Raw genomic sequence first — 19,750 nt, 5'->3', positions numbered from 1 at the left:
CCCGGGACGGAAGGAGACCACGATGGACCCGACGACCACGATCGCCCTGCTCACCGCTCGCCTCACGGCCCTGGCCCGCGCCGACGACGGCATGTCGACGGTGGAGTACGCCGTCGGCCTCGTCGCGGCGGCCGCCTTTGCCGGGCTGCTGATCGTGATCATCAACAGTCCCGGCGTCCTCGACGCGCTGACCGGACTGATCGATCGGGCGCTGGCGCCCGGCGGCTGATCGCCGACGACCACGGCATGGCGACGGTCGAGGCCGCGATCGCCCTCGGCGCGCTGGTCCTCGTGTTCGCGGTCGTCCTCGGGGGCCTCGGCGCGGTGCTCGCGCGCATCCGCTGCGTGGACGCCGCCGGCGAGGCCGCCCGGCGAGCATCGCGGGACGATCTCGTCGGTGCCCGTGCCCTCGCCGAGGGGCTACCGCAGGGGACGGAGGTCGACGTCGCGGTGGAGGGCGACGTCGTCCGGGTCCGGGTGCGGGTCCCGCCGCTGGGTGGTGCCCTGCCCGGGTTCCGGGTCTCGGCGGACGCGGTGGCCGCTCGGGAGCCGGCGGTCGCCGGACCGACCGGTACCGCGGCGGACGGTGCCGCCGAGGACGGTGCCCCCGAGGATCTCGAGCCCGACGACCTCCCGTCCGCCGACGGTGCGGGCGCGGGCGGGCGGCCCGGAGCACCGTCCCGACCGATCGGCACGCCCGAGGAGCTCCCGCCGTGAGGCGGCCGCTCGCCGACGACCGCGGGGTCGCGACCGTGGTGGCCGCCGCCGCGATCGGCGCGCTCGCGCTCCTGCTCGGCACCCTGCTCGTGCTGGGCTCGGCGGTGGCCACGCGGCACCGGGCCGGTGTCGCGGCGGACCTGGCCGCGCTGGCCGGCGCGGCGGAGGCCGTCCGGGGCCGTGAGGCGGGCTGCGCGACGGCGGCCGAGTACGCGAGGCGCAACGGCGGGACGCTCGTCGCGTGCACCTGGCACGGTTGGGACCTGGCCGTCGACGTGGCGCTGGAGTGCGGATGTCTGCCGGTCGGCGACACCACCACCGTCCGCGCTCGGGCAGGGCCTGTGGTGAAGGTCATGGGTTGAATCGCCGGAGTCGCGGTCACCGATCGTCACCTGACCGTGTCCTCCTCGGACGAGCGGCTCCGGGCCCCCGCCGAGCGGCGACACGGATGGTGCACCCGGGACGAGTGGTGCGGCGAAAGCGCACCGAATGCGCGTTCGCCCGCTCGACGGTGCCGGACAGGGCGCTCGGCGTTCCATCGCGTCCGATGGGCGACGACGGGTGGAAATCGGGCGGCAACGTGCCGTTACTAGGGGAGGAACACCGCACGGGGTGGACCAGTACCGGGAGGACCCGCATGCAGTGGTGGGACAGCTACCGCGCCGTCTACGGCACCGAGCTCCGCGCCGAGGCGATGGTGCTCGCGGACCACGGCTGGGCGGTGGTCCCGGGGACGTTCCCGCAGGGCGAGGTCTGGACGGGACGTGCCGACGCGCCGCAGGCCGGTCCGGTGCCGGTCCTCGACGACTGGGCGGCGAAGGCGACGACCGACGTCGCGCAGATCGCCGACTGGTGGTCGGGTCTGCCGTACTCGATCCTGCTGCCGACCGGGATCACCTTCGACGTCATCGAGGTCCCGGCCAGCATCGGGCGACGGGCGGCCGCGGCGCTGCGGTCGGTCGGGGAGCCGGTGGCGATCGCGGCGACGCCGACCGGTGAGTGGCTCTTCCCCGTCATGCCCGGCGAGCCGCTGCGCCCCGACCTCGCGGGTCGCCCGGGCACCGCGCTGCACGGCCGGGGCTCGTACTTCGCGGCCCCGCCGTCGACGTTCCCGCAGGGCTCCATCCACTGGCGGGTCCGCCCGGCCGCGTGCGGCTGGCGCCTGCCCGACCCCTACAGCGTCCAGGACGCGATGGCCGAGGCCGTCCGCGAGCGACCGCTCCGCGGGCTCGGCGGCAGCTCGACCTACCGCCTGGCCTCGGTCGCCACCGGCATCCGCTCGTAGCGACCAGCACCACCACAACTGAAGACTCGGGTCGGCCAGGACCGCCGACCACGTCCCGCGGAGCGCGCTGCCCCGCTGCTGCCCGCGAGGGGACGTGCGTGGTCCGGCAGACCCGCGGCGGTGGGCGCCGGATGCGGCGCCCACCCTCCGACGGCCACCACGACCCCGGCCGAGGAGGACACCCGGAGCGCGCCCCGTGCGCCCACCGCCGCCCGAGACAGCGCCGCAGGGCGGGTCGAGCCGACTCCCCGCCCTGCGGCGTGGCAGACCTCCCCGCGGGCCGGGAGCCCCGAACCCCGGCCCGCGGTGGAACCCACTCCCCCGATGTGCACGAACTGTCCGTTCGCAGCTTCTACGGGCGCGAGAGTGGCGTTCGCTCGGAACCGGGCAGCCGTGCGAGCGCCGCCGTCAGCACCGCCACCGCGCCGGCCTTGTCCAGCGGGTCGTTCCCGTTGCCGCACTTCGGCGACTGCACGCAGGACGGGCACCCCGACGGGCACTCGCACCCCGCGATCGCGCCCCGCGTCGCCTCCAGCCACACCGCCAGCGCCTCGTGCCCCCGGTCGGCGAAGCCGGCGCCACCCGGGTGCCCGTCGTGGACGAAGACGGTCGGGCGGCCGGTGTCGGGGTGCAGGGCGGTCGACACCCCGCCGATGTCCCAGCGGTCGCACGTCGCCACCAGCGGCATCAGCCCGATCGCCGCGTGCTCGGCGGCGTGCAGCGACCCCGGGACCCGGGCCGGCTCGATCCCGATCCCGGCGAGCAGCTCCTCGGAGAGCGTGTACCAGACCGCGCGGGTGGCGAGCGTGCGCTCGGGCAGGTCCAGCGGCACCTGCTCGACGATCTGCCCGGACGGCATCCGCCGCAGGTAGCCCACGACCTGCTCGGTCACCTCCACCGTGCCGAGGCACACCTGGAGCTCCGGCCCGTCCGCGCACGGGGCGCCGTGGGACTCGCGGGACTCGGTGTGCACGACCGCGATGTCGGTGACCGACCGGGACTGCGTCGTCCACTCCGGCTCCTCGGCGTGGACGTGGGCGATGTTCTCCTCGAGGTCGAGCGAGTCGACGACGTAGCTCACGCCCTGGTGCAGGTGCACCGCGCCCTCGTGCACCGAGGAGTGCGCCGCCCCGGGATCGACGGTGCCGAGCATGCGACCGGTCTCGGTCTCGACGATCACGACCTGCTCGCCGCCCGACCCCCGGATGTCCACGCCGTGGTGCGGCGTCTCCGTCGGCAGCGCCCAGAACCACCCACCGCGACGGTGCCGGAGGAGGCCCTCGGCCACCAGGTCGCGCAGCACGTCGTCCGAGCCCGGGAACACCTCGGCCGCGTCGGACGCCGTCAACGGCATCTCGCTGGCCGCGCACGCCAGGTGCGGGGCGAGGACGTAGGGGTTGGTCGGGTCCAGCACGCACCGCTCCAGGGGCGCGCCGAGCAGGGCCGAGGGGTGGTGGACGAGGAAGGTGTCCAGCGGGTCGTCGCGCGCGACCAGCAGCACCAGCGCGTCGTCGCCCGAACGCCCCGCCCGGCCCGCCTGCTGCCAGAACGAGGCCCGCGTCCCCGGGAACCCGGCCACCACCACGGCGTCGAGCCCCGCGATGTCGATGCCCAGCTCCAGGGCGTTGGTGGTCGCCACCCCGCGCAGCTCCCCGGACAGCAGCGACTCCTCCAGCGCCCGCCGCTCCTCGGGCAGGAACCCGGCGCGGTAGGCCATCACGCGGCGGGCGAGGTCGGGGTCGACGTCCGCGAGCACCCGCCGGGCGCCCAGCGCGGTCAGCTCCGCTCCGCGGCGCGAGCGCACGAAGGCCAACGAGCGCGCCCCCTCGACCACCAGGTCGGCGAGGATGCGGGAGGTCTCCGCGCCGGCCGAGCGCCGCACCGGGGCGCCGTTCTCCCCGGTGACCTCCTCCAGCAGCGGCGGCTCCCAGAGGCCGACCGCCCGCGCCCCGCGCGGCGAGCAGTCGTCGGTGACCCCCACGACGTCGAGCCCGGTCAGGGCGGACGCCGAGGCCGCCGGGTCGGACATGGTCGCCGAGGCCAGCACGAACACCGGGTGCGCGCCGTAGCGGGCGCAGATCCGCCGGAGCCGCCGCAGCAGCAGCGCGACGTGCGAGCCGAACACGCCGCGGTAGGCGTGGGCCTCGTCGATCACCACGTAGCGCAGCCGGCGCAGGAACGTGGTCCACCGCCCGTGCCGCGGCAGCACGCCGCGGTGCAGCATGTCCGGGTTGGTGAAGATCCAGCGGGCGGAGCGGCGGATCGCGTCCCGCTCCGCGATCGGGGTGTCGCCGTCGTAGGAGGAGGCCCGCAGCCCGTCGGCCCCGCCCGGGTCGAGCGCCCGGGCCGCCCGCAGCTGGTCGGCGCCCAGGGCCTTCGTCGGGGAGAGGTAGAGCGCCGTGGCCCGTGGATCGGCGCCGAGCGCGGCGACCACCGGCAGCTGGTAGGCCAGGGACTTCCCGGACGCGGTGCCGGTGGACACGACCACGTGCCGCCCCGCCCACGCGTGCCCGGCCGCCTCGGCCTGGTGACCCCACGGGGACGGGATGCCGCGCGCCACGAGCCGGGCACGGAGATCGTCGGGAACCCAGTCCGGCCACGGCGCCCGCCGCCCCTCGCGCGCCGGGACGACCTCGGCGTGCGTCAGCGGGGCCTCGCCCTGCGGCGTCCCCGCGAGGACGCGCCGGAGCAGGGTGGTGCCGCGCCCGTCGTCGTCGGGAATCCCCGACGCCCGTTCGAGGGCGCCCACTCCGGTCACGCGTCCAGCAGAGCACACGGGTCCGACAGCACCGGAGCGCGGGAAAGAAGCGCACGTCACAGCTTGATCGGGAACCGGGCCGCAGCCGGTGTCGGAGGACACCCATACACTGCGACACCTGCCACTTCGTGTGCACATCGCGTGGTGGCGCTCACTGTGCGCCGCGGACGCCGCCAGAGGCCTCCCGTCGTCGTTCGTTCCGTTCCAACCGGGAGGCTGGATGCAAGCGTCCGTCCTCGCTCAGGGAGTCGAGTTCTCCTCGAGCGAATACGTCGTGGTGAGCGTGGTGGCGGTGATCGCGCTCATCGCTCTCGCCATCGGCGTCGTGCTCCGTCAGCAGGTCCTCGCCGCCGACGAGGGCACCCAGAACATGCAGGACATCGGTCGGGCGGTGCAGGAGGGCGCGCAGGCGTTCCTCCAGCGCCAGTTCCGCACCCTGGCGCCGTTCATCGTCGTCGTGTTCCTGGTGCTGCTCGCGCTGCCGGCCACCGGCTGGGTCGAGCGCATCGCGCGCTCGATCGCGTTCGTGGTCGGTGCGCTGTTCTCCATGGCCATCGGTGGCCTGGGCATGAACCTCGCGACCAAGGCCAACATCCGCGTCGCGGCCGCGTCCACCCGGCCCGGTGGCCGCGACCAGGGGGCGCGCATCGCGTTCCGCACCGGTGGCGTCGTCGGCATGGCGACCGTCGGTCTCGGTCTGCTCGGGGCGGCCGTCGTCGTCCTGATCTTCGTCGAGGAGGCCCCGCGCATCCTCGAGGGCTTCGGCCTCGGCGCCGCGCTGCTCGCCATGTTCATGCGTGTCGGCGGCGGCATCTTCACGAAGGCCGCGGACGTCGGCGCCGACCTCGTCGGCAAGGTCGAGCAGGGCATCCCGGAGGACGACCCGCGCAACGCCGCGACGATCGCCGACAACGTGGGCGACAACGTCGGTGACTGTGCCGGCATGGCCGCCGACCTCTTCGAGTCCTACGCCGTGACCCTGGTCGCCGCGCTGATCCTCGGCTCGGTCGCCTTCGGCACGCTCGGCCTGACCTACCCGCTGATCGTCCCGGCGATCGGCGTGCTCACCGCCATCGTCGGCGTCTTCATCACGCGGACCCGCGAGGGCGAGAACGCGCTCAAGGCGATCAACCGCAGCTTCTACATCTCCGCCGGGATCTCGCTGGTCCTGACGGTGATCGCGGCCTTCGTCTACCTGCCGTCGAGCTTCACCGAGCTGCCCGGCGTCAACCAGGCCTCGGTCGGCGACCTCGCCGCCGCGGGCAACCCGGCGGTCATCGCGGCCGTCGCGGTCGCGATCGGCATCGTGCTGGCGATCATCATCCTCGCGCTGACCGGTTACTACACCGGCACCGAGGACCAGCCGGTCAAGGACGTCGGCACCTCGTCGCTCACCGGCGCGGCCACCGTCATCCTCGCGGGCATCTCGGTCGGCTTCGAGTCGGCCGTCTACACCGCGATCGTCATCGGTGCCGCGGTCTACGGGGCGTTCCTGCTGTCCGGGTCCGTCATCGTGGCGCTGTTCGCGGTCGCGCTGGCCGGGACCGGCCTGCTGACCACGGTCGGCGTCATCGTCGCCATGGACACCTTCGGTCCGGTCTCCGACAACGCGCAGGGCATCGCCGAGATGTCCGGGGACGTCGAGGGCGCCGGCGCCGACATCCTCACCGAGCTCGACGCGGTGGGGAACACGACCAAGGCCATCACCAAGGGCATCGCGATCGCGACCGCCGTCCTCGCCGCCACGGCGCTGTTCGGCTCGTACAACGACGCGATCCGGCAGGCCTACCAGGAGGTCGGCCAGCAGGTCAGCGACATCTACAACGTCACCGCGCCGAACCTGCTGGTCGGTGTGGTGCTCGGTGCGGCCGTCGTGTTCATGTTCTCCGGTCTCGCGGTCAACGCCGTGTCCCGCGCGGCCGGCGCCGTGGTCTACGAGGTGCGGCGCCAGTTCCGCACCAAGCCCGGGATCATGACGTTCGACGAGCGGCCGGAGTACGGCCGCGTGGTGGACCTGTGCACCCGCGACGCGCTGCGTGAGCTCGCGACGCCGGGTCTGCTCGCCATCCTCGCCCCGATCGCCGTCGGCTTCGGCCTCGGCGTCGGTCCGCTCGCCGGATACCTCGGCGGCGCGATCGCCGCGGGCACGCTCATGGCCGTCTTCCTCGCGAACTCCGGCGGTGCCTGGGACAACGCGAAGAAGCTGGTCGAGGACGGCAACCACGGCGGCAAGGGATCGGACGCCCACGAGGCGACGATCATCGGCGACACCGTCGGTGACCCGTTCAAGGACACCGCCGGCCCGTCGATCAACCCGCTGATCAAGGTCATGAACCTGGTGTCGGTGCTCATCGCGCCGGCCGTGGTCGCGCTCTCGATCGGCCCGGGCGCCAACCCGGCCGTCCGCATCACCGTGGCCGTCGTCGCGGTGATCGGTATCGCCGTGGCGGTGTACATCTCGAAGCGTCGTTCGACGTCGATCGCCGACTCGAACACCGACGCGCCGGAACCGGCCTCGGTCTAGTTCCACCTCGCGAGGGGCGTCGTCCGGTGTCCGGACGGCGCCCCTCGTGCTGTCCGGCGCCCATCGGCGGGCGCGAGTGCGACACCTGGCAGGTCCTGGCGCCCCGGAACCTGCGTCACGTCGCACTCGCCGCGTCGAGCCCCCGTCGGCGCGTGGACGACGCTGCTTCGAACGCGTGTTCTAGAGTGCGCGCGCGTGGGGCAGATGTCGTTCTACTCGGCGGACGCCCTGCCGCGCGCGATCACCGACCTCGAGGGCGTGCTCTGCGCCGGCGGGGAGATGTCGCTGTTCGGCCGCGGCACGGCGGCGCGCCTCACGATCGTCCTCGGGGCACTGCCGCCCGAACCCGAGGACCTTCCCGACGACGAGCCGGTGCCGGTCGAGCCGGCACCTCCGGTTCCCGACGAGCCCGCGGCACCGCCGACGGTGCTCGCCGATCAGCGCACCTGGGAGGAGGGCGTCGACGAGATCCCCGACGACGACCTCCCGGTCCGCGACGACGGCCCGCCGCCCGACGCGGAGGCCGAGCCGCCGCCCGCGGAGCCCGAGCCCGCCCCACCGGCCGTCACGGACCCGGAGGCGGAATGGCGGGCGCACGCGCTGTGCTGTGCCTTCCGGGGGCGAGGGGTGCCCGCGGAGGTGGAGCGGGCGCCGGACGGGCGCCCGGTCGTCCGCAGCGCGTTCCGGGCCGATCTGCTGCCGCTCGCGCAGCAGTGGTGCACCGACGCGAAGCACGCCCCGGACGCGCTGGCGCTGGACGGGCCCCGCCTGCGGCTCTGGGTCCTGGCCGCGGGGCGGTGGAACGGCCGTGCCTACACTCTCGGTCTCGACCCGCTCGCTCCGACCACCCACGAGCCCCTGCTCACGGCGTGTCAGCGGGCGGGCCTCGGCGCCACCCTCGCCGGGGACTCCGACGGGCCCGTCGTCCGGATCGTGGGGCGGGCGCGGCAGCGTCGGCTCGCAGAGCTGGTCGGGGGCCGGCCGCGCCACCTCCACGACGGGGTGTGGCCGGATCGACCCTCCGGGTCGGCGTCGTGACCAGCGGAAATCGGTGGGTGGAGCGGGAACGACAGCGATGCGCGTGACGTTCCCGATGGTAGAGAGGGCGCCGTGAGGCACACTGGCGGCGAGTGACCGGCCCGAGCACGGGACGTCACGAGGCGACGAGACGAGGCATGACTGGTGGCAGCGCGAGAGGCAGCGGCTGGTTCGGCGGGCACGAAGTCGACACGGAGCGCGACCGCGACGGCGGACGCGGCGACGGCCGACGAGGCCACCGCACCGGCCCAGCGCGCCCGCACGTCCAGCACCCGCAAGAGCACGGCCAAGGGCGGCGGGCGCAAGAACGGCAACGGCACGGCGACGCCGGCCGGTGACGGCAACCGTCGGCTGGTGATCGTCGAGTCGCCGGCCAAGGCCCGCAAGATCGCGGACTACCTGGGCTCGAGCTACATCGTCGAGTCCAGTCGCGGCCACATCCGGGACCTGCCGCGCGGCGCCGCCGACGTCCCCGCCAAGTACAAGGGCGAGAGCTGGGCGCGGCTCGGGGTCGACGTCGACAACTCCTTCGAGCCGCTCTACGTCGTCACGCCGGACAAGAAGTCGACCGTCACCGAGCTCAAGGACGCCCTCAAGGAGGTCGACGAGCTCTACCTCGCGACGGACGGCGACCGCGAGGGCGAGGCCATCGCGTGGCACCTGCTGGAGACCCTCAAGCCCAAGGTCCCGGTCCGCCGCATGGTGTTCCACGAGATCACCGAGTCGGCCATCCGGGCCGCCGCCGCCAACCCGCGCGAGCTCGACCACGACCTCGTCGACGCGCAGGAGACCCGCCGCATCCTCGACCGGCTCTACGGCTACGAGGTCAGCCCCGTGCTGTGGAAGAAGGTCATGCCGAAGCTCTCGGCGGGCCGCGTGCAGTCGGTGGCCACCCGCGTGATCGTCGAGCGCGAGCGTGAGCGGATGGCGTTCGTCTCCGCCGGCTACTGGGGCATCGACGCGCAGCTCAACACGGGCGCGGGCGACCAGGCCAACCCGCAGACCTTCAAGGCCGGGCTGACGAAGATCGGCGATCAGCGCGTCGCCACCGGCCGCGACTTCGACGCCCGCGGGCAGCTGAAGTCGGACAACGTCCACCGTCTCGACGAGGCCTCGGCCCGCCGGCTGGCCGAGGCCCTCGGCTCGAGCGACTACTCGGTCGCCGAGGTCGAGGAGAAGCCCTACACGCGCAAGCCCTACGCGCCGTTCATGACCTCCACGCTCCAGCAGGAGGGCGGCCGCAAGCTGCGGTTCTCGTCCGAGCGGACGATGCGCACCGCGCAGCGGCTGTACGAGAACGGCTACATCACCTACATGCGTACGGACTCCACGACGCTGTCGGAGACCGCGATCAACGCCGCGCGCAGCCAGGCCCGCGACCTCTACGGCGCCGAGAACGTCGCCGAGCAGCCGCGGCAGTACACGCGCAAGGTGAAGAACGCCCAGGAGGCCCACGAGGCCATCCGGCCCGCCGGGGACTCCTTCCGGACGCCGGGTCAGGTCGCGGGCGAGCTCGGCGGCGACGAGTTCCGGCTCTACGAGCTGATCTGGCAGCGCACCATCGCGAGCCAGATGCGGGACGCCCGGGGCACGACGATGACGGTGCGCATCGAGGCGACCGCCACGACCGGCGAGGTCTGCACCTTCACGACGTCGGGTCGCACGATCACCTTTCCCGGCTTCCTGCGGGCCTACGTCGAGACCGTCGACGAGCTCGAGGGCGGTCAGGCCGACGACGCGGAGTCGCGGCTCCCGCGCCTCGAGAAGGACCAGGGCCTGCGCGCCGACGAACTCGAGCCGTCCGGCCACGCCACCAGCCCGCCCGCCCGCTACACCGAGGCGAGCCTCGTCAAGACCCTGGAGGAGCGCGGCATCGGCCGCCCGTCGACGTACGCGTCGATCATCAACACCATCCAGGAGCGCGGGTACGTCTGGAAGAAGGGCAGCGCCCTCGTCCCCAGCTGGATCGCGTTCGCCGTCATCGGGTTGATGGAGAAGCACTTCGGCCGGCTCGTCGACTACGACTTCACCGCGACCCTCGAGGACGAGCTCGACTCGATCGCCTCGGGCAACGCCCAGCGCCAGACGTGGCTGTCGCACTTCTACTTCGGGGGCGAGACCGCGTCCGACGGCGGCGTCGAGGGTGCGATGACGAAGCTCGGCGGGCTGAAGAAGCTCGTCGGGGACAACCTCGAGGGCATCGACGCCCGCGAGGTGAACTCGCTGCCGATCGTGGTCGACGAGCAGGGGCGCGACATCGTCGTGCGGGTCGGGCGGTACGGGCCCTACCTCGAGCGGACGATCACCGAGGACGGCGAGGACAAGAACCAGCGGGCGAACCTCCCGGAGGACCTCCCGCCCGACGAGCTCGACCTCGAGCTGGCCGAGCAGCTCTTCGCCACCCCGCAGGAGGGGCGCTCGCTGGGCACCGACCCGGAGTCGGGCCACGAGATCCTCGCCAAGGAGGGGCGCTTCGGGCCGTACGTCACCGAGACCCTGCCCGAGGGCGACAAGTCCAAGCCGCGGACCGGCTCGCTGTTCAAGTCGATGACGCTCTCCGAGATCACCCTCGACGACGCCCTGAAGCTCCTCAGCCTCCCGCGCGTCGTCGGGAAGGACCCGGAGACCGGCGTCGAGATCACCGCGCAGAACGGGCGCTACGGGCCGTACATCAAGAAGGACAAGGACTCGCGGTCGCTCGACAGCGAGGAGAAGCTCTTCACGGTCACGCTCGAGGAGGCGCAGAAGATCTTCGCGCAGCCCAAGCAGCGCGGCCGGGCCGCGGCGAAGCCGCCGCTGAAGGAGCTGGGCAAGGACCCGGTCTCGGGCGAGCCGATGGTGGTCAAGGACGGTCGCTTCGGCCCGTACGTCACCGACGGCACCGGCTACAACGCGTCGCTGCGCAAGGGCGACAGCGTCGAGACGCTCACCGACGAGCGGGCCGCCGAGCTCCTCGCCGAGAAGCGCGCCAAGGGGCCGGCGCCGAAGAAGTCGACGGCGTCGAAGAGCTCGACCACCGCGAAGAAGGCGCCGGCCAAGAAGGCCCCCGCCAAGAAGGCGACGACCACGCGGAAGTCGCCGACGACCTGAGTCTCACCCGGCGGGCGTCAGCAACGGCGTCCGCCGGTAGAGCTCCAGGCTCGTGACAGCGATCCAGGTCCAGGCCAGGATCACCGCGATCCAGAACCCGATCACGACGACGGGTGACGACGAGCCCGTCGTCACGCCCGCGAAGCCGATCAGGAACACGATCCCGGTGATCCGTCCGAACCACGGCCGGGACGTGGGCACGACGAAGCAGGCGACGATCAGGCACAGGAAGCCGAGGCCGGCGAAGGCGATGTGGCCGAGGCCGCCGATCGACGGTGCCTCGACGCCGCCCTCGGGCGCGCCCGGTGGGAACCCGTTGATCGGGTCCGCGACGAACGCGCCGGCGCCCACCAGGCCGACCCCGTAGCCCACGACGAGCCACGCGCCCCACGTGCGACGCCCGCCGTCGAGCACCCGCAGCGACCGGTTCATGCCGACCCCCGCGGCGACCGTCATGAGCCCGCACACCACGAACGTCGCGATCTGCACCCACCCGCCCGGGCCGTTGGCGAGCAGGGACACGTCGTGGCGCGTGAGGTCGAACCCGTCGCGCACGAGTCCCTGGACGAGGGCGGACACCACGTACAGGGGCCCGGCGACGAGGCCGTAGCCGAGCAGGGAGCGGGTGACCGCGGCGTGCAGGTCGGCGTCGCCGCGGCCGACGAGCGGGCTCCCGGACGGTCCGGTCGGGCGGGTCTCGGTCATCGTCGTGGGCCCCTCTGGACTGATCGGTACTCGACTGGACCGGACGGTACTGATCGCAGTACCGTCCGGTCCAGTGGATGAGCTGATCGTGAGGATCGACGGGGCCGCGGGCGACGAGCGGCGTGTGGAGCCGGCACGCGCCGCGATCGTCCGCGCCGCCACCGAGCTCTTCCTCGCCCACGGCTTCCAGGCGACCGGGACGGACCGCATCGCCGCCGCGGCCGCCGTCTCGAAGCAGACGGTCTACAACCAGTTCGGCGACAAGCGGAGCCTCTTCGCGGCCGTCGTGCTGGGCGTGACGGCGACCGCCGAGGCCTACGGCGCGGAGCTCACGGCCACCCTCGGGGCGGTGGAGCGCCGGGAGGACGTCGGGCCGGCGCTGCGGCGCCTCGCCCACCGGTGGGCCTCCGCCGTGCTCGGGCCGAACGTGCTGGCCGTGCGCCGGCTCGTGGTCGCGGAGGCCGCCCGGTTCCCCGAGCTCGCGGCCGAGTACCACCGGCGGGCCCCGGGTGCGACGCTGCGGACGGTCGCGGACGGGCTCGCGCGGCTCGCCGGGCGGGGGCTCGTGGAGGTCGACGACCCGGAGCGCACCGCCTCGGACCTCGCGTTCCTGCTCTTCGGGGCGGAGCTGGACCGCGCGCTGTTCCATCCCGATGCCCCGGGGCCCGACGAGCGCCGGATCGACGAGCTGGTGGACCACGCGCTGCGGGTCGTCGGGCTGGGGTAACGACGAGATCTCGGTAGGCGATAGCCCGTTCGTCCGAGTCGCACGGGGCGTTCGGTCGACATCCTCGGGGGAACAGTGCGCATCGTCGCGCTCGTCATCGGTGCCGTCACGGCCGTCCTGCTGCTCGCCGGCTGCGTCCCGCAGACGGCCACGCGGTCGTCCTCCTCGGCGCCGGCCACCGCCGCGACCGCGTCGCCGGTGGCGGCCGATGCTGTGGGTACCGACGGCGCGGCCTCCAGCGCGATGGTCACCCGCGTCATCGACGGCGACACCTTCGTGATCACCGGCGGCACCGAGGTGCGGGTGCTCGGGATCGACTCCTGCGAGGCCCCGACGGTCGGCGGCCGGAAGGCCACCCGCGCGGCCGAGGACGCGATCCTGGGTCAGTCGGTGCGGCTCACCGCCGAGCCCGGCGTCGACCGCGACCGCTACGACCGCCAGCTGCGCTACGTCTCGTACTCCGGCGGTGACTTCGCCGAGATGATGGTGCGCGCCGACCACACCGCGATCTACACCAAGGGCCGCAACGACGCCTCCGTGTCCGTGCAGGCCCGCCTGCGCTCCCTCGACGGCAACGGCCGCACCTGCGGCGGGACGACGACCACGACGCGACCGCAGCCCGCACCGGTCGTCGGGAACCCGTCGCCGAAGCCCCAGCCGAAGCCGGTCGCGACGCCGAAGCCTGCGCCTCGCCCGGTCGCGGCGGCGCCGAAGCCGGCCCCGTCCGTCGGCGCGTTCAAGAACTGCACCGAGGCGCGCGCGGCGGGTGCCGCCCCGCTGTACCGCGGTGGGCCCGGCTACGCGGCCAAGCTCGACCGCGACGGTGACGGCGTGGCCTGTGAGTGACTCAGTCCTTGGTGTAGGAGTAGCCGCCCGGCAGGTCGACGGTGCTCTTCTTCGTCCGGCTGTTCCAGGTGAACGGGCCGAGCTTGAACGAGTACGACACCGTCTTGCCGGCGTCCGAGCGCGAGACGTTGCGCCAGATCGGCAGCGGACCGAGGCGGCGCTTCTTGCGGTAGTTCAGTCCCATGCCGGGTCCCTGCCCGTTCTGCGGGGCGCTCACGCCCGCCCGACGAACGCCAGGGCCTCCTCGGCGAGCGCGAGCCAGATCCGCGGCGCGACCTCGGGGACGGACACCCACTCCTTCATCGGACGGTTCCCGAACGGCCGGCCCGTGCCCTCGGCGAGCAGCTCCGCCACGCGGGCCTCGGGCAGCTTCACGACGAGGGCCTCGTCCTGCACCATCGCGAAGATCGAGCCGTGCACCCGCAGGGTGCGGGCGCCGAAGGTGCGGCGGGTCGGGTCCGGGAGCTCGACGCCGGGCCGGTCGCGCAGCGTCGTGACGAGGCCGTCGAAGCACTCCTGGGGGTCCACGCCGCACAGCCTCGCGGGCCCAGCACTGGCCGTGGGCACCCGATCGTGTGATGGTCGGGGGTATGGACGACCGGGGTGAGCGCGGCGACCGGCCGCGGCTCGCCGACCCTCTCGCCGGCCCGGACGGCACGCAGCCCGCACGTCGCGAGGACGACCCGACGGTCGCGCGCGCGGCGGACTCCGACCTGCGCCTGCCGGGCGTGACCGACCGCGCGGGCGTGGCGCGCTGGATGGACGACGACCGCGAGCGCGCGCTGCGCCCGCTCGCCCGGGACGTCCCGCCGCCGCGCCCGATCCCGCCGCAGCGGGTCCACCGGGCCCTCCCGCCCGAGTACACCGAGTCACCCGCTCCGGCGGCCGATCACGACGACGAGCCGGCGTGGCGGCGGGAGCGCCGTGAGGAGGCCGAGTTCCGGGCGCAGTTCGGCGAGTGGCGGGCCGGCGCGGCCGGACCCGCGCGGTCCGGTGGTGGCCTCGGCGGTCTCGGCGGCGTGAAGCTCGGGGCGCCGCTGATCCTGCTGATCGCGGTGCTGATCGCGGTGTTCGCGCTGGCCCTGCACCTCTGAGCGGAGGCTGTCGGGGGTCTGGGGCATCATCGGTGCCGTGAGCGTGTGGTCCCAGGTGGTCGGGCAGCCGGAGGCGGTCGCCGAGCTGCAGGCCGCCGCCGAGCACGCCGCGCACGTCCGGTTCGCCTCCGAGGGTCCGGACGAGGGCCGGCGTCGTTCCGGCGGGATGACGCACGCGTGGTTGTTCACGGGTCCGCCGGGGTCGGGGCGCTCGGTCGCCGCCCGGGCGTTCGCCGCGGCGCTGCAGTGTCCGCGCGGGGGCTGCGACGCCTGCCAGGTCTGCCGCACCGTGATCGCGGGGACGCACGCGGACGTGCACGAGGTGGCCACCGAGGGGCTCTCGCTCGGGGTCAAGGAGATGCGGGCGGTGATCGAGCGGGCCGCGCGGATGCCCACCACGGCCCGGTGGCAGGTCGTGCTGATCGAGGACGCCGACCGGATGACCGAGCAGGCCTCCAACGCGGTGCTCAAGGCCGTCGAGGAGCCGAACGAGCGCACGGTGTTCCTGCTCTGCGCGCCGAGCGAGCACCCGGACGACGTCAGCGTCACCATCCGCTCGCGGTGCCGGCCGCTGCGGCTGCGCACGCCGCAGTCGTCGGCGATCGCGGCGGTGCTGCAGGAGCGCGACGGCGTCGACGCCGAGACCGCGTCGTGGGCGGCGAGCGTCTGCGGCGGGCACATCGGGCGCGCCCGGCGGCTCGCCCGCGACGAGAACGCCCGGCAGCGTCGCGAGGCCGTCCTCGCCGTGCCTCGGTCGCTGCGCAGCGCCGCGGAGGTGTTCGCCGCGGCCGACGACATGATGGCGGCGGCCGACGCCGAGGTGGTCGCGCTGACGGGCGAGCGGGACGAGGCCGAGCGGGAGGAGCTCGCCGTCTCGATGGGGGCCGGGGGCACCGGGAAGGGTGTCGCGCAGGCGCAGCGCGCGGCGAAGGCGGCGGAGAAGGAGCTGGAGAAGCAGCAGAAGCAGCGCCAGACCCGCACCAAGCGCGACTCGCTCGACCGCGCGCTGATCGACCTGGCGGGCTACTACCGCGACGTGCTCGTGCGCGGGTTCGGCGCCGAGGCCGCGGCGACCCACCCCGACCGGGCGATCGAGGTGGAGAACGCCGCCCGGGACGGGTCGCGCGAGTCCGCGCTGCGCCGTCTCGAGGCCGTCCTGGCCTGCCGGGAGGCGCTCGAGACGAACGTGAAGCCGCAGATCGCGGTCGAGGCGATGGTGACGGCGCTGCGGGCGGGTTAGTCCTCGGGTCAGTCCTCGACGAACACGAGGTCGGTGAGCGGCACGGTCAGCGAGACCCGGTCCCCGTCCTCGGTGAGCAGCTCCGCGAGGTTCGTGCGCGTCCCGGCCACCTCGACCGGGTCGTTGTCGGCGCCCTGGGCCCTCACCCACTCGACGAAGGTGCGCTCGGAGTCGGCACGCAGGTAGTCGGTGGCGCGGCGGAACAGCTTCGGGAGGATCAGCTGGCCCTCCGGGCCGATGTCCGCCTGGGTCGTGAGGGTGAACCCGCCGGACCGGTCGGCGGCCCAGACGCTGCCGGCGCCGGTCGCGGCGGCCGCGAGCTCGAGGAAGCGGGCGCGGACCGGTTCGGGGGTCGAGGTGTACAGCGTGAGGTAGGCGCGGCCGTTGCTGGTCTGCACCGCGTTGACCGAGCGTCGACCACCGTGGCCGGGTCGACCTCGTCGCCCTCCGCGTGGCTCGTGACGGCGTCCCCGGTGACCAGCAGGGCCACCGGGCGGCCGTTCACCTCGACGAGCGCGGCGCAGATCGCCGCCGGGACGGACTCCGGCGCGGACGAGGTGACCGACCCGCCGTCGTCGTAGGCCACGTCGGTGAAGCCCACCGCGGCGAGCAGGGTGTCGCGGGCCTCGAGGGCGAGGGGCTGGGACTGGTCCTGGTAGTGCGTCTCCGGGGCGTCGATCGCGTCGAGGCGGAGCTGGATGCTGCCGTCGCGCTCGCTCGGCTCGACCCGGTCGCCGTTCTCCAGCCCCCGCACCGTCGCGAGCTCGTCGGGGACGAAGCGCACCGAGTCGCCGTCGGGCTGGTAACCGACCACCACGAGCCGGCCGCGGATCCACGTGAACGCCATGCCCGTCCGGTGCCCCGTGCCCGGGGCCGGCACGCCGTCGTGGAGGCGAACAGTGGACGACTCCTGCTAGCTTATCGCTATGTCGAGATTACGGATTCTCGTAATAACGGTGGTGCTGGGCCTGGCGCTGAGCGCGTGCGGGGGGAGTGCGGAGGCGCCGCGGGCGGCGGCGCTCCCCGCGAACCCGCCGCGTCCGGCCGGGTGCACGCCCCCGACCTCGACCGACCTGACGAAGCCCGGCGGGTGGCTGAACCGGATCGTCTCGGCGCCACAGACGGTCGGCCTGGTGGTCGACGACGGGCGCGGTCGGGTCGTCTCGCACGAGGCGGACTCGCCCATGGTGCTCGCGTCGGCGGTCAAGGTCGTGCACCTGACGGCGTACGCGGCGGCGGTGGCCGACGGGCGCATCCGGCCCGACGAACGGGTCAGCCGGGCCGACTGGGAGCGCTGGTACGTCGCCGGGACCGACGGCGGTGTGCATCCGTTGGCGCTGCAGCGTCTCGGACCCGGTCCGGACTACACCGTCGACCAGCTCGTGTCGGCGATGATCCAGGACAGCGACAACGCCGCCCCCGACTGGCTGCGCGCCCGGCTCGGCGACGACGCCCTCCGCGCGGCGGCCGCGTCGACGGGCTGGAACGACGTCGACCTGCCGAACTACGCCGGAGCGGCCGCGCGGCTCGCTCGCCCCGATCTGGCGCCCGCCGGTGCGCCCCGGGAGCAGCTCGCGCAGGTCGACGCGCAGCTCGGGCGCCGGGTCGCCGACGATCCGGCGTTCCACGCCGAGGTGGAGCAGCGCCTGGCCACCGCCGCGCAGCAGGACCCCGAGCGCTACGTCGCGGACTCGCAGGCGTGGTCGACCACGAACTCACGGGGAACCGCGGCACAGCTCTACGGCCTGTACCGCGCGATCGCGACCGGAACGGTCCCCGGCGCGGACGTCGCGGTCCGGCACCTGACGTGGCAGGGCCCGACGGAGGTCGGGACGCTCGGGTTCAAGGGTGGGACCTTCGTCAACGTGCTGACCTTCGGCTCCTTCCTGCGCCGGCCCGACGGGTCGACCGGCTACGCGGTGATCCTCGGCGCGGATCTCCCGCTCACGCCCACGACGACCGAGCAGATCCCGGGTCAACAGCAACTCGCGCTCGCGGCGCTGGTGTCGCCCCAGGCGTTCGACCGGCTGGTGTGCGTCGCGTGAGCGTCGAGGAACGGCTGGCCGAGCTGGAGGCCCGGGTCGCGGCACTGGAGTCGTCGCCGGTGGCGGTCGAGCCCGTCGACGGGTCGGGGTCGGTCGGCTACGAGGGGTCGGTCAACCTGCACGGCGAGGTGTCGTGGCGGATCGGCTACTCCCCGGCCGGGGTCCTCGACCTCCCGGCCGCCCCGACCGCGGAGGTGCTCGCCGCCCTCGGTCACCCGGTCCGGCTCGCCCTGGTCCGCCGTCTGCTCTCCGGGCCGGCGTCCGCCGCCGAGCTGCAGGAGGCCGCCGAGCTCTCCTCGACGGGCCAGGTCTACCACCACCTGCGCGCCCTCACGGCCGCCCGCATCGCCGAGCAGGACGGCCGGGCGTTCCGCGTCCCGGCGACCGGCGTCGTCCCGGTCCTGACGATGCTGCTCGCAGCCGGCGACGTGGCGGGACTGCTGCGGTGAGTTCTCCCGTTCGGGTCCCGACGACGGGTCCGCCTGGCTAGCGTGGGTCGGATGAGCGTGCCCGTCCCGCCCGGCTTGTTCACCGAGCCCCCACGCGGTGCCTCGGCGATCCCCACGCCCACTCCGCAGGCCTCGGACCCGACGGTCCTCGCGAACGGTCAGGTCATCCCCCGCCAGTCCATGCCGGTCGCGGCGGAAGGCAACTCGTTCACCGTCGACCTCGATGCTGCTCCGCAGGTGCTCGGGGATCTCCGGACCGCCCGCGACCAGCTGTACGACCTGCGCCACGAAGCGGCTTTCCTCGGGAAGATCGATCCGGGCACGCAGGACGACGTCAGCCGAGACGCTGCTGCGGTCTTCGGTGCTGTAGCTGTCGGGGGGCCCGGAAGTCTGCTCGCGGCATTGACCGCTGGTATCGATCGCCTGAACGAACTGATCAGCACCCTCGAGACCGAGATCGCGGACTACCGCTCGACCGAGGGCCAGCAGGTTCGCCGGTTCGATGATCAGGCCTAGAGCGATCTGGTTCGCAACGGCGGCTGTGGCAGTCGGGCTCCTGACCTCGTGCTCGGCAGGCTCTGGGGCGGCTCCCGTGTCGACGCCAGCCGCCGCACCGCTGCGTTACGGCGCCCCCGAAGTCACGTCCCCACGGGATGCGTCGGGTGTTGCCGCAGAACCGTGCGCCCGGCTGCTGACCAATCAAGATCTACGATCGCTCGGGTTTCCCGGCCCCGGCCGAGGAAGGACCCTTGTCGACATACCTGAGTGCGTCTGGGCGAACGGGCGGGACGAACGCCTCTCAATCGCGGTCGATACCCGCCGGGACCTGCTCGCCGACACCTATCGAACCCGCCTCCTGCCCATCTTCGTGCCGACCACCGTCGAGGGGATGCCGGCGGTCCGACAGCGCATGAGACCGGACGACAACACCTGCACCGTCACCACCGGCCTGGGTCCGCGACAGGCACTCGAGACCGAGTGGTCCGGTTTGTCGACGCGTCAGACGGAGGACCCCTGCGCGAAGGCGGAGGAAGCGATTGCGCTCGTCGTTAGGAAGCTCCCGCCGCAGCGGTGAGTGCTACGTGAGACATGCTGGCGGGGCTCCGGACCTGCTTGGTGTAGCACCGGGTGTGAGCAAGGACGGCGCTCCCGCAGCGAGAGCTACATGAACCACGCCGATCGGGTCGGCGAGATGACTCATGTAGTCCTGATCTTTGTCAGGGCCACGCCAT

Annotated in this window: 21 protein-coding genes; 16 read left to right on the top strand and 5 right to left on the bottom strand. The window is 73.6% G+C overall.

What is annotated here, in order from left to right; genetic code table 11:
- Positions 1-22: 22 nt before the first annotated feature.
- The 4 genes from QRT03_RS00825 to QRT03_RS00810 all read left to right on the top strand — a co-directional run bounded on the left by QRT03_RS00825 (position 23) and on the right by QRT03_RS00810 (position 2,002).
- Entirely contained in the window at positions 23-229 is a 207-nt protein-coding gene (locus QRT03_RS00825) for a DUF4244 domain-containing protein (protein WP_286050528.1), read from the top strand.
- Positions 230-246: 17 nt separating this feature from the next.
- Positions 247-717 carry a TadE family type IV pilus minor pilin gene (locus QRT03_RS00820; RefSeq protein WP_286050527.1) on the top strand — a complete coding sequence of 157 codons (471 nt, stop codon included), beginning with the start codon at positions 247-249 and terminating at the stop codon, positions 715-717.
- The gene (locus QRT03_RS00815; protein ID WP_286050526.1) at positions 714-1,079 is read left to right on the top strand and encodes an Rv3654c family TadE-like protein; all 366 of its coding nucleotides are present in this window, start codon (positions 714-716) and stop codon (positions 1,077-1,079) included. Before QRT03_RS00820 ends, QRT03_RS00815 begins: the two co-directional genes overlap by 4 nt.
- A 275-nt stretch (positions 1,080-1,354) precedes the next feature.
- Positions 1,355-2,002, top strand: coding sequence for a bifunctional DNA primase/polymerase (locus QRT03_RS00810; RefSeq protein ID WP_286050525.1), 648 nt, complete (start codon positions 1,355-1,357; stop codon positions 2,000-2,002).
- A gap of 352 nt (positions 2,003-2,354) precedes the next feature.
- Here QRT03_RS00810 and QRT03_RS00805 read toward each other — a convergent pair whose 3' ends face one another.
- Entirely contained in the window at positions 2,355-4,760 is a 2,406-nt protein-coding gene (locus tag QRT03_RS00805) for a DEAD/DEAH box helicase (RefSeq protein ID WP_425604762.1), read from the bottom strand.
- Between the two features lie 220 nt (positions 4,761-4,980).
- Here QRT03_RS00805 and QRT03_RS00800 point away from each other — a divergent pair, with 220 nt between their 5' ends.
- From QRT03_RS00800 to topA, 3 genes are all read left to right on the top strand, one after another.
- The gene (locus QRT03_RS00800; protein ID WP_286050524.1) at positions 4,981-7,284 is read left to right on the top strand and encodes a sodium-translocating pyrophosphatase; all 2,304 of its coding nucleotides are present in this window, start codon (positions 4,981-4,983) and stop codon (positions 7,282-7,284) included.
- A 195-nt stretch (positions 7,285-7,479) separates the two neighbouring features.
- Positions 7,480-8,322 (top strand): hypothetical protein, encoded by an 843-nt coding sequence (locus QRT03_RS00795; RefSeq protein ID WP_286050523.1) that lies wholly within the window; start codon positions 7,480-7,482, stop codon positions 8,320-8,322.
- A 351-nt stretch (positions 8,323-8,673) separates the two neighbouring features.
- Positions 8,674-11,412 (top strand): type I DNA topoisomerase, encoded by a 2,739-nt coding sequence (gene topA, locus QRT03_RS00790; RefSeq protein WP_286052011.1) that lies wholly within the window; start codon positions 8,674-8,676, stop codon positions 11,410-11,412.
- 3 nt (positions 11,413-11,415) lie between these two features.
- On the opposite strand, the gene QRT03_RS00785 is transcribed toward topA, so the two are convergent.
- Complete coding sequence (locus tag QRT03_RS00785) at positions 11,416-12,117, bottom strand: DUF998 domain-containing protein (RefSeq protein WP_286050522.1); 702 nt, start codon at positions 12,115-12,117, stop codon at positions 11,416-11,418.
- An 88-nt stretch (positions 12,118-12,205) separates the two neighbouring features.
- Here QRT03_RS00785 and QRT03_RS00780 point away from each other — a divergent pair, with 88 nt between their 5' ends.
- Positions 12,206-12,844, top strand: a complete 639-nt coding sequence (locus QRT03_RS00780) for a TetR/AcrR family transcriptional regulator (RefSeq protein WP_286050521.1) — start codon at positions 12,206-12,208, stop codon at positions 12,842-12,844.
- 75 nt (positions 12,845-12,919) lie between these two features.
- Positions 12,920-13,690: a thermonuclease family protein gene (locus QRT03_RS00775; RefSeq protein WP_286050520.1), complete on the top strand. Its 771-nt coding sequence runs from the start codon at positions 12,920-12,922 to the stop codon at positions 13,688-13,690.
- A 1-nt stretch (position 13,691) separates the two neighbouring features.
- Here QRT03_RS00775 and QRT03_RS00770 read toward each other — a convergent pair whose 3' ends face one another.
- The gene (locus QRT03_RS00770) at positions 13,692-13,874 is read right to left on the bottom strand and encodes a hypothetical protein (protein WP_286050519.1); all 183 of its coding nucleotides are present in this window, start codon (positions 13,872-13,874) and stop codon (positions 13,692-13,694) included.
- A 29-nt stretch (positions 13,875-13,903) separates the two neighbouring features.
- Positions 13,904-14,218 (bottom strand): TfoX/Sxy family protein, encoded by a 315-nt coding sequence (locus QRT03_RS00765; RefSeq protein WP_286050518.1) that lies wholly within the window; start codon positions 14,216-14,218, stop codon positions 13,904-13,906.
- Positions 14,219-14,280: 62 nt separating this feature from the next.
- Between QRT03_RS00765 and QRT03_RS00760 the strand changes: the two genes are divergently transcribed.
- Both QRT03_RS00760 and QRT03_RS00755 read left to right on the top strand, forming a co-directional pair.
- Positions 14,281-14,784 carry a hypothetical protein gene (locus QRT03_RS00760; RefSeq protein WP_286050517.1) on the top strand — a complete coding sequence of 168 codons (504 nt, stop codon included), beginning with the start codon at positions 14,281-14,283 and terminating at the stop codon, positions 14,782-14,784.
- Positions 14,785-14,821: 37 nt separating this feature from the next.
- Positions 14,822-16,024, top strand: coding sequence for a DNA polymerase III subunit delta' (locus QRT03_RS00755; RefSeq protein WP_286050516.1), 1,203 nt, complete (start codon positions 14,822-14,824; stop codon positions 16,022-16,024).
- Between the two features lie 8 nt (positions 16,025-16,032).
- Here QRT03_RS00755 and QRT03_RS00750 read toward each other — a convergent pair whose 3' ends face one another.
- Positions 16,033-16,422, bottom strand: coding sequence for a hypothetical protein (locus QRT03_RS00750; protein ID WP_286050514.1), 390 nt, complete (start codon positions 16,420-16,422; stop codon positions 16,033-16,035).
- Positions 16,423-16,446: 24 nt separating this feature from the next.
- Here QRT03_RS00750 and QRT03_RS00745 point away from each other — a divergent pair, with 24 nt between their 5' ends.
- The 5 genes from QRT03_RS00745 (at position 16,447) to QRT03_RS00725 (ending at position 19,593) form a co-directional block, all read left to right on the top strand.
- Positions 16,447-16,605, top strand: coding sequence for a hypothetical protein (locus QRT03_RS00745; protein ID WP_286050513.1), 159 nt, complete (start codon positions 16,447-16,449; stop codon positions 16,603-16,605).
- Between the two features lie 375 nt (positions 16,606-16,980).
- Entirely contained in the window at positions 16,981-18,069 is a 1,089-nt protein-coding gene (locus QRT03_RS00740) for a serine hydrolase (RefSeq protein ID WP_286050512.1), read from the top strand.
- The gene (locus QRT03_RS00735) at positions 18,066-18,518 is read left to right on the top strand and encodes an ArsR/SmtB family transcription factor (protein WP_286050511.1); all 453 of its coding nucleotides are present in this window, start codon (positions 18,066-18,068) and stop codon (positions 18,516-18,518) included. The genes QRT03_RS00740 and QRT03_RS00735 overlap by 4 nt, the downstream gene beginning before the upstream one ends.
- Before the next feature lie 51 nt (positions 18,519-18,569).
- Positions 18,570-19,034, top strand: coding sequence for a hypothetical protein (locus QRT03_RS00730; protein WP_286050510.1), 465 nt, complete (start codon positions 18,570-18,572; stop codon positions 19,032-19,034).
- A complete protein-coding gene (locus tag QRT03_RS00725) occupies positions 19,021-19,593 on the top strand; it encodes a DUF3558 domain-containing protein (protein WP_286050509.1) in 573 nt (190 codons plus the stop codon). Before QRT03_RS00730 ends, QRT03_RS00725 begins: the two co-directional genes overlap by 14 nt.
- The last annotated feature ends 157 nt before the right edge of the window (positions 19,594-19,750 follow it).

It is taken from the genome of Actinomycetospora termitidis (assembly GCF_030286555.1).
In the GTDB taxonomy this organism is placed as follows: domain Bacteria; phylum Actinomycetota; class Actinomycetes; order Mycobacteriales; family Pseudonocardiaceae; genus Actinomycetospora; species Actinomycetospora termitidis.
Note: the sequence above shows the minus strand (reverse complement) of the source record. Positions and strands in the feature narration are given on the sequence as shown.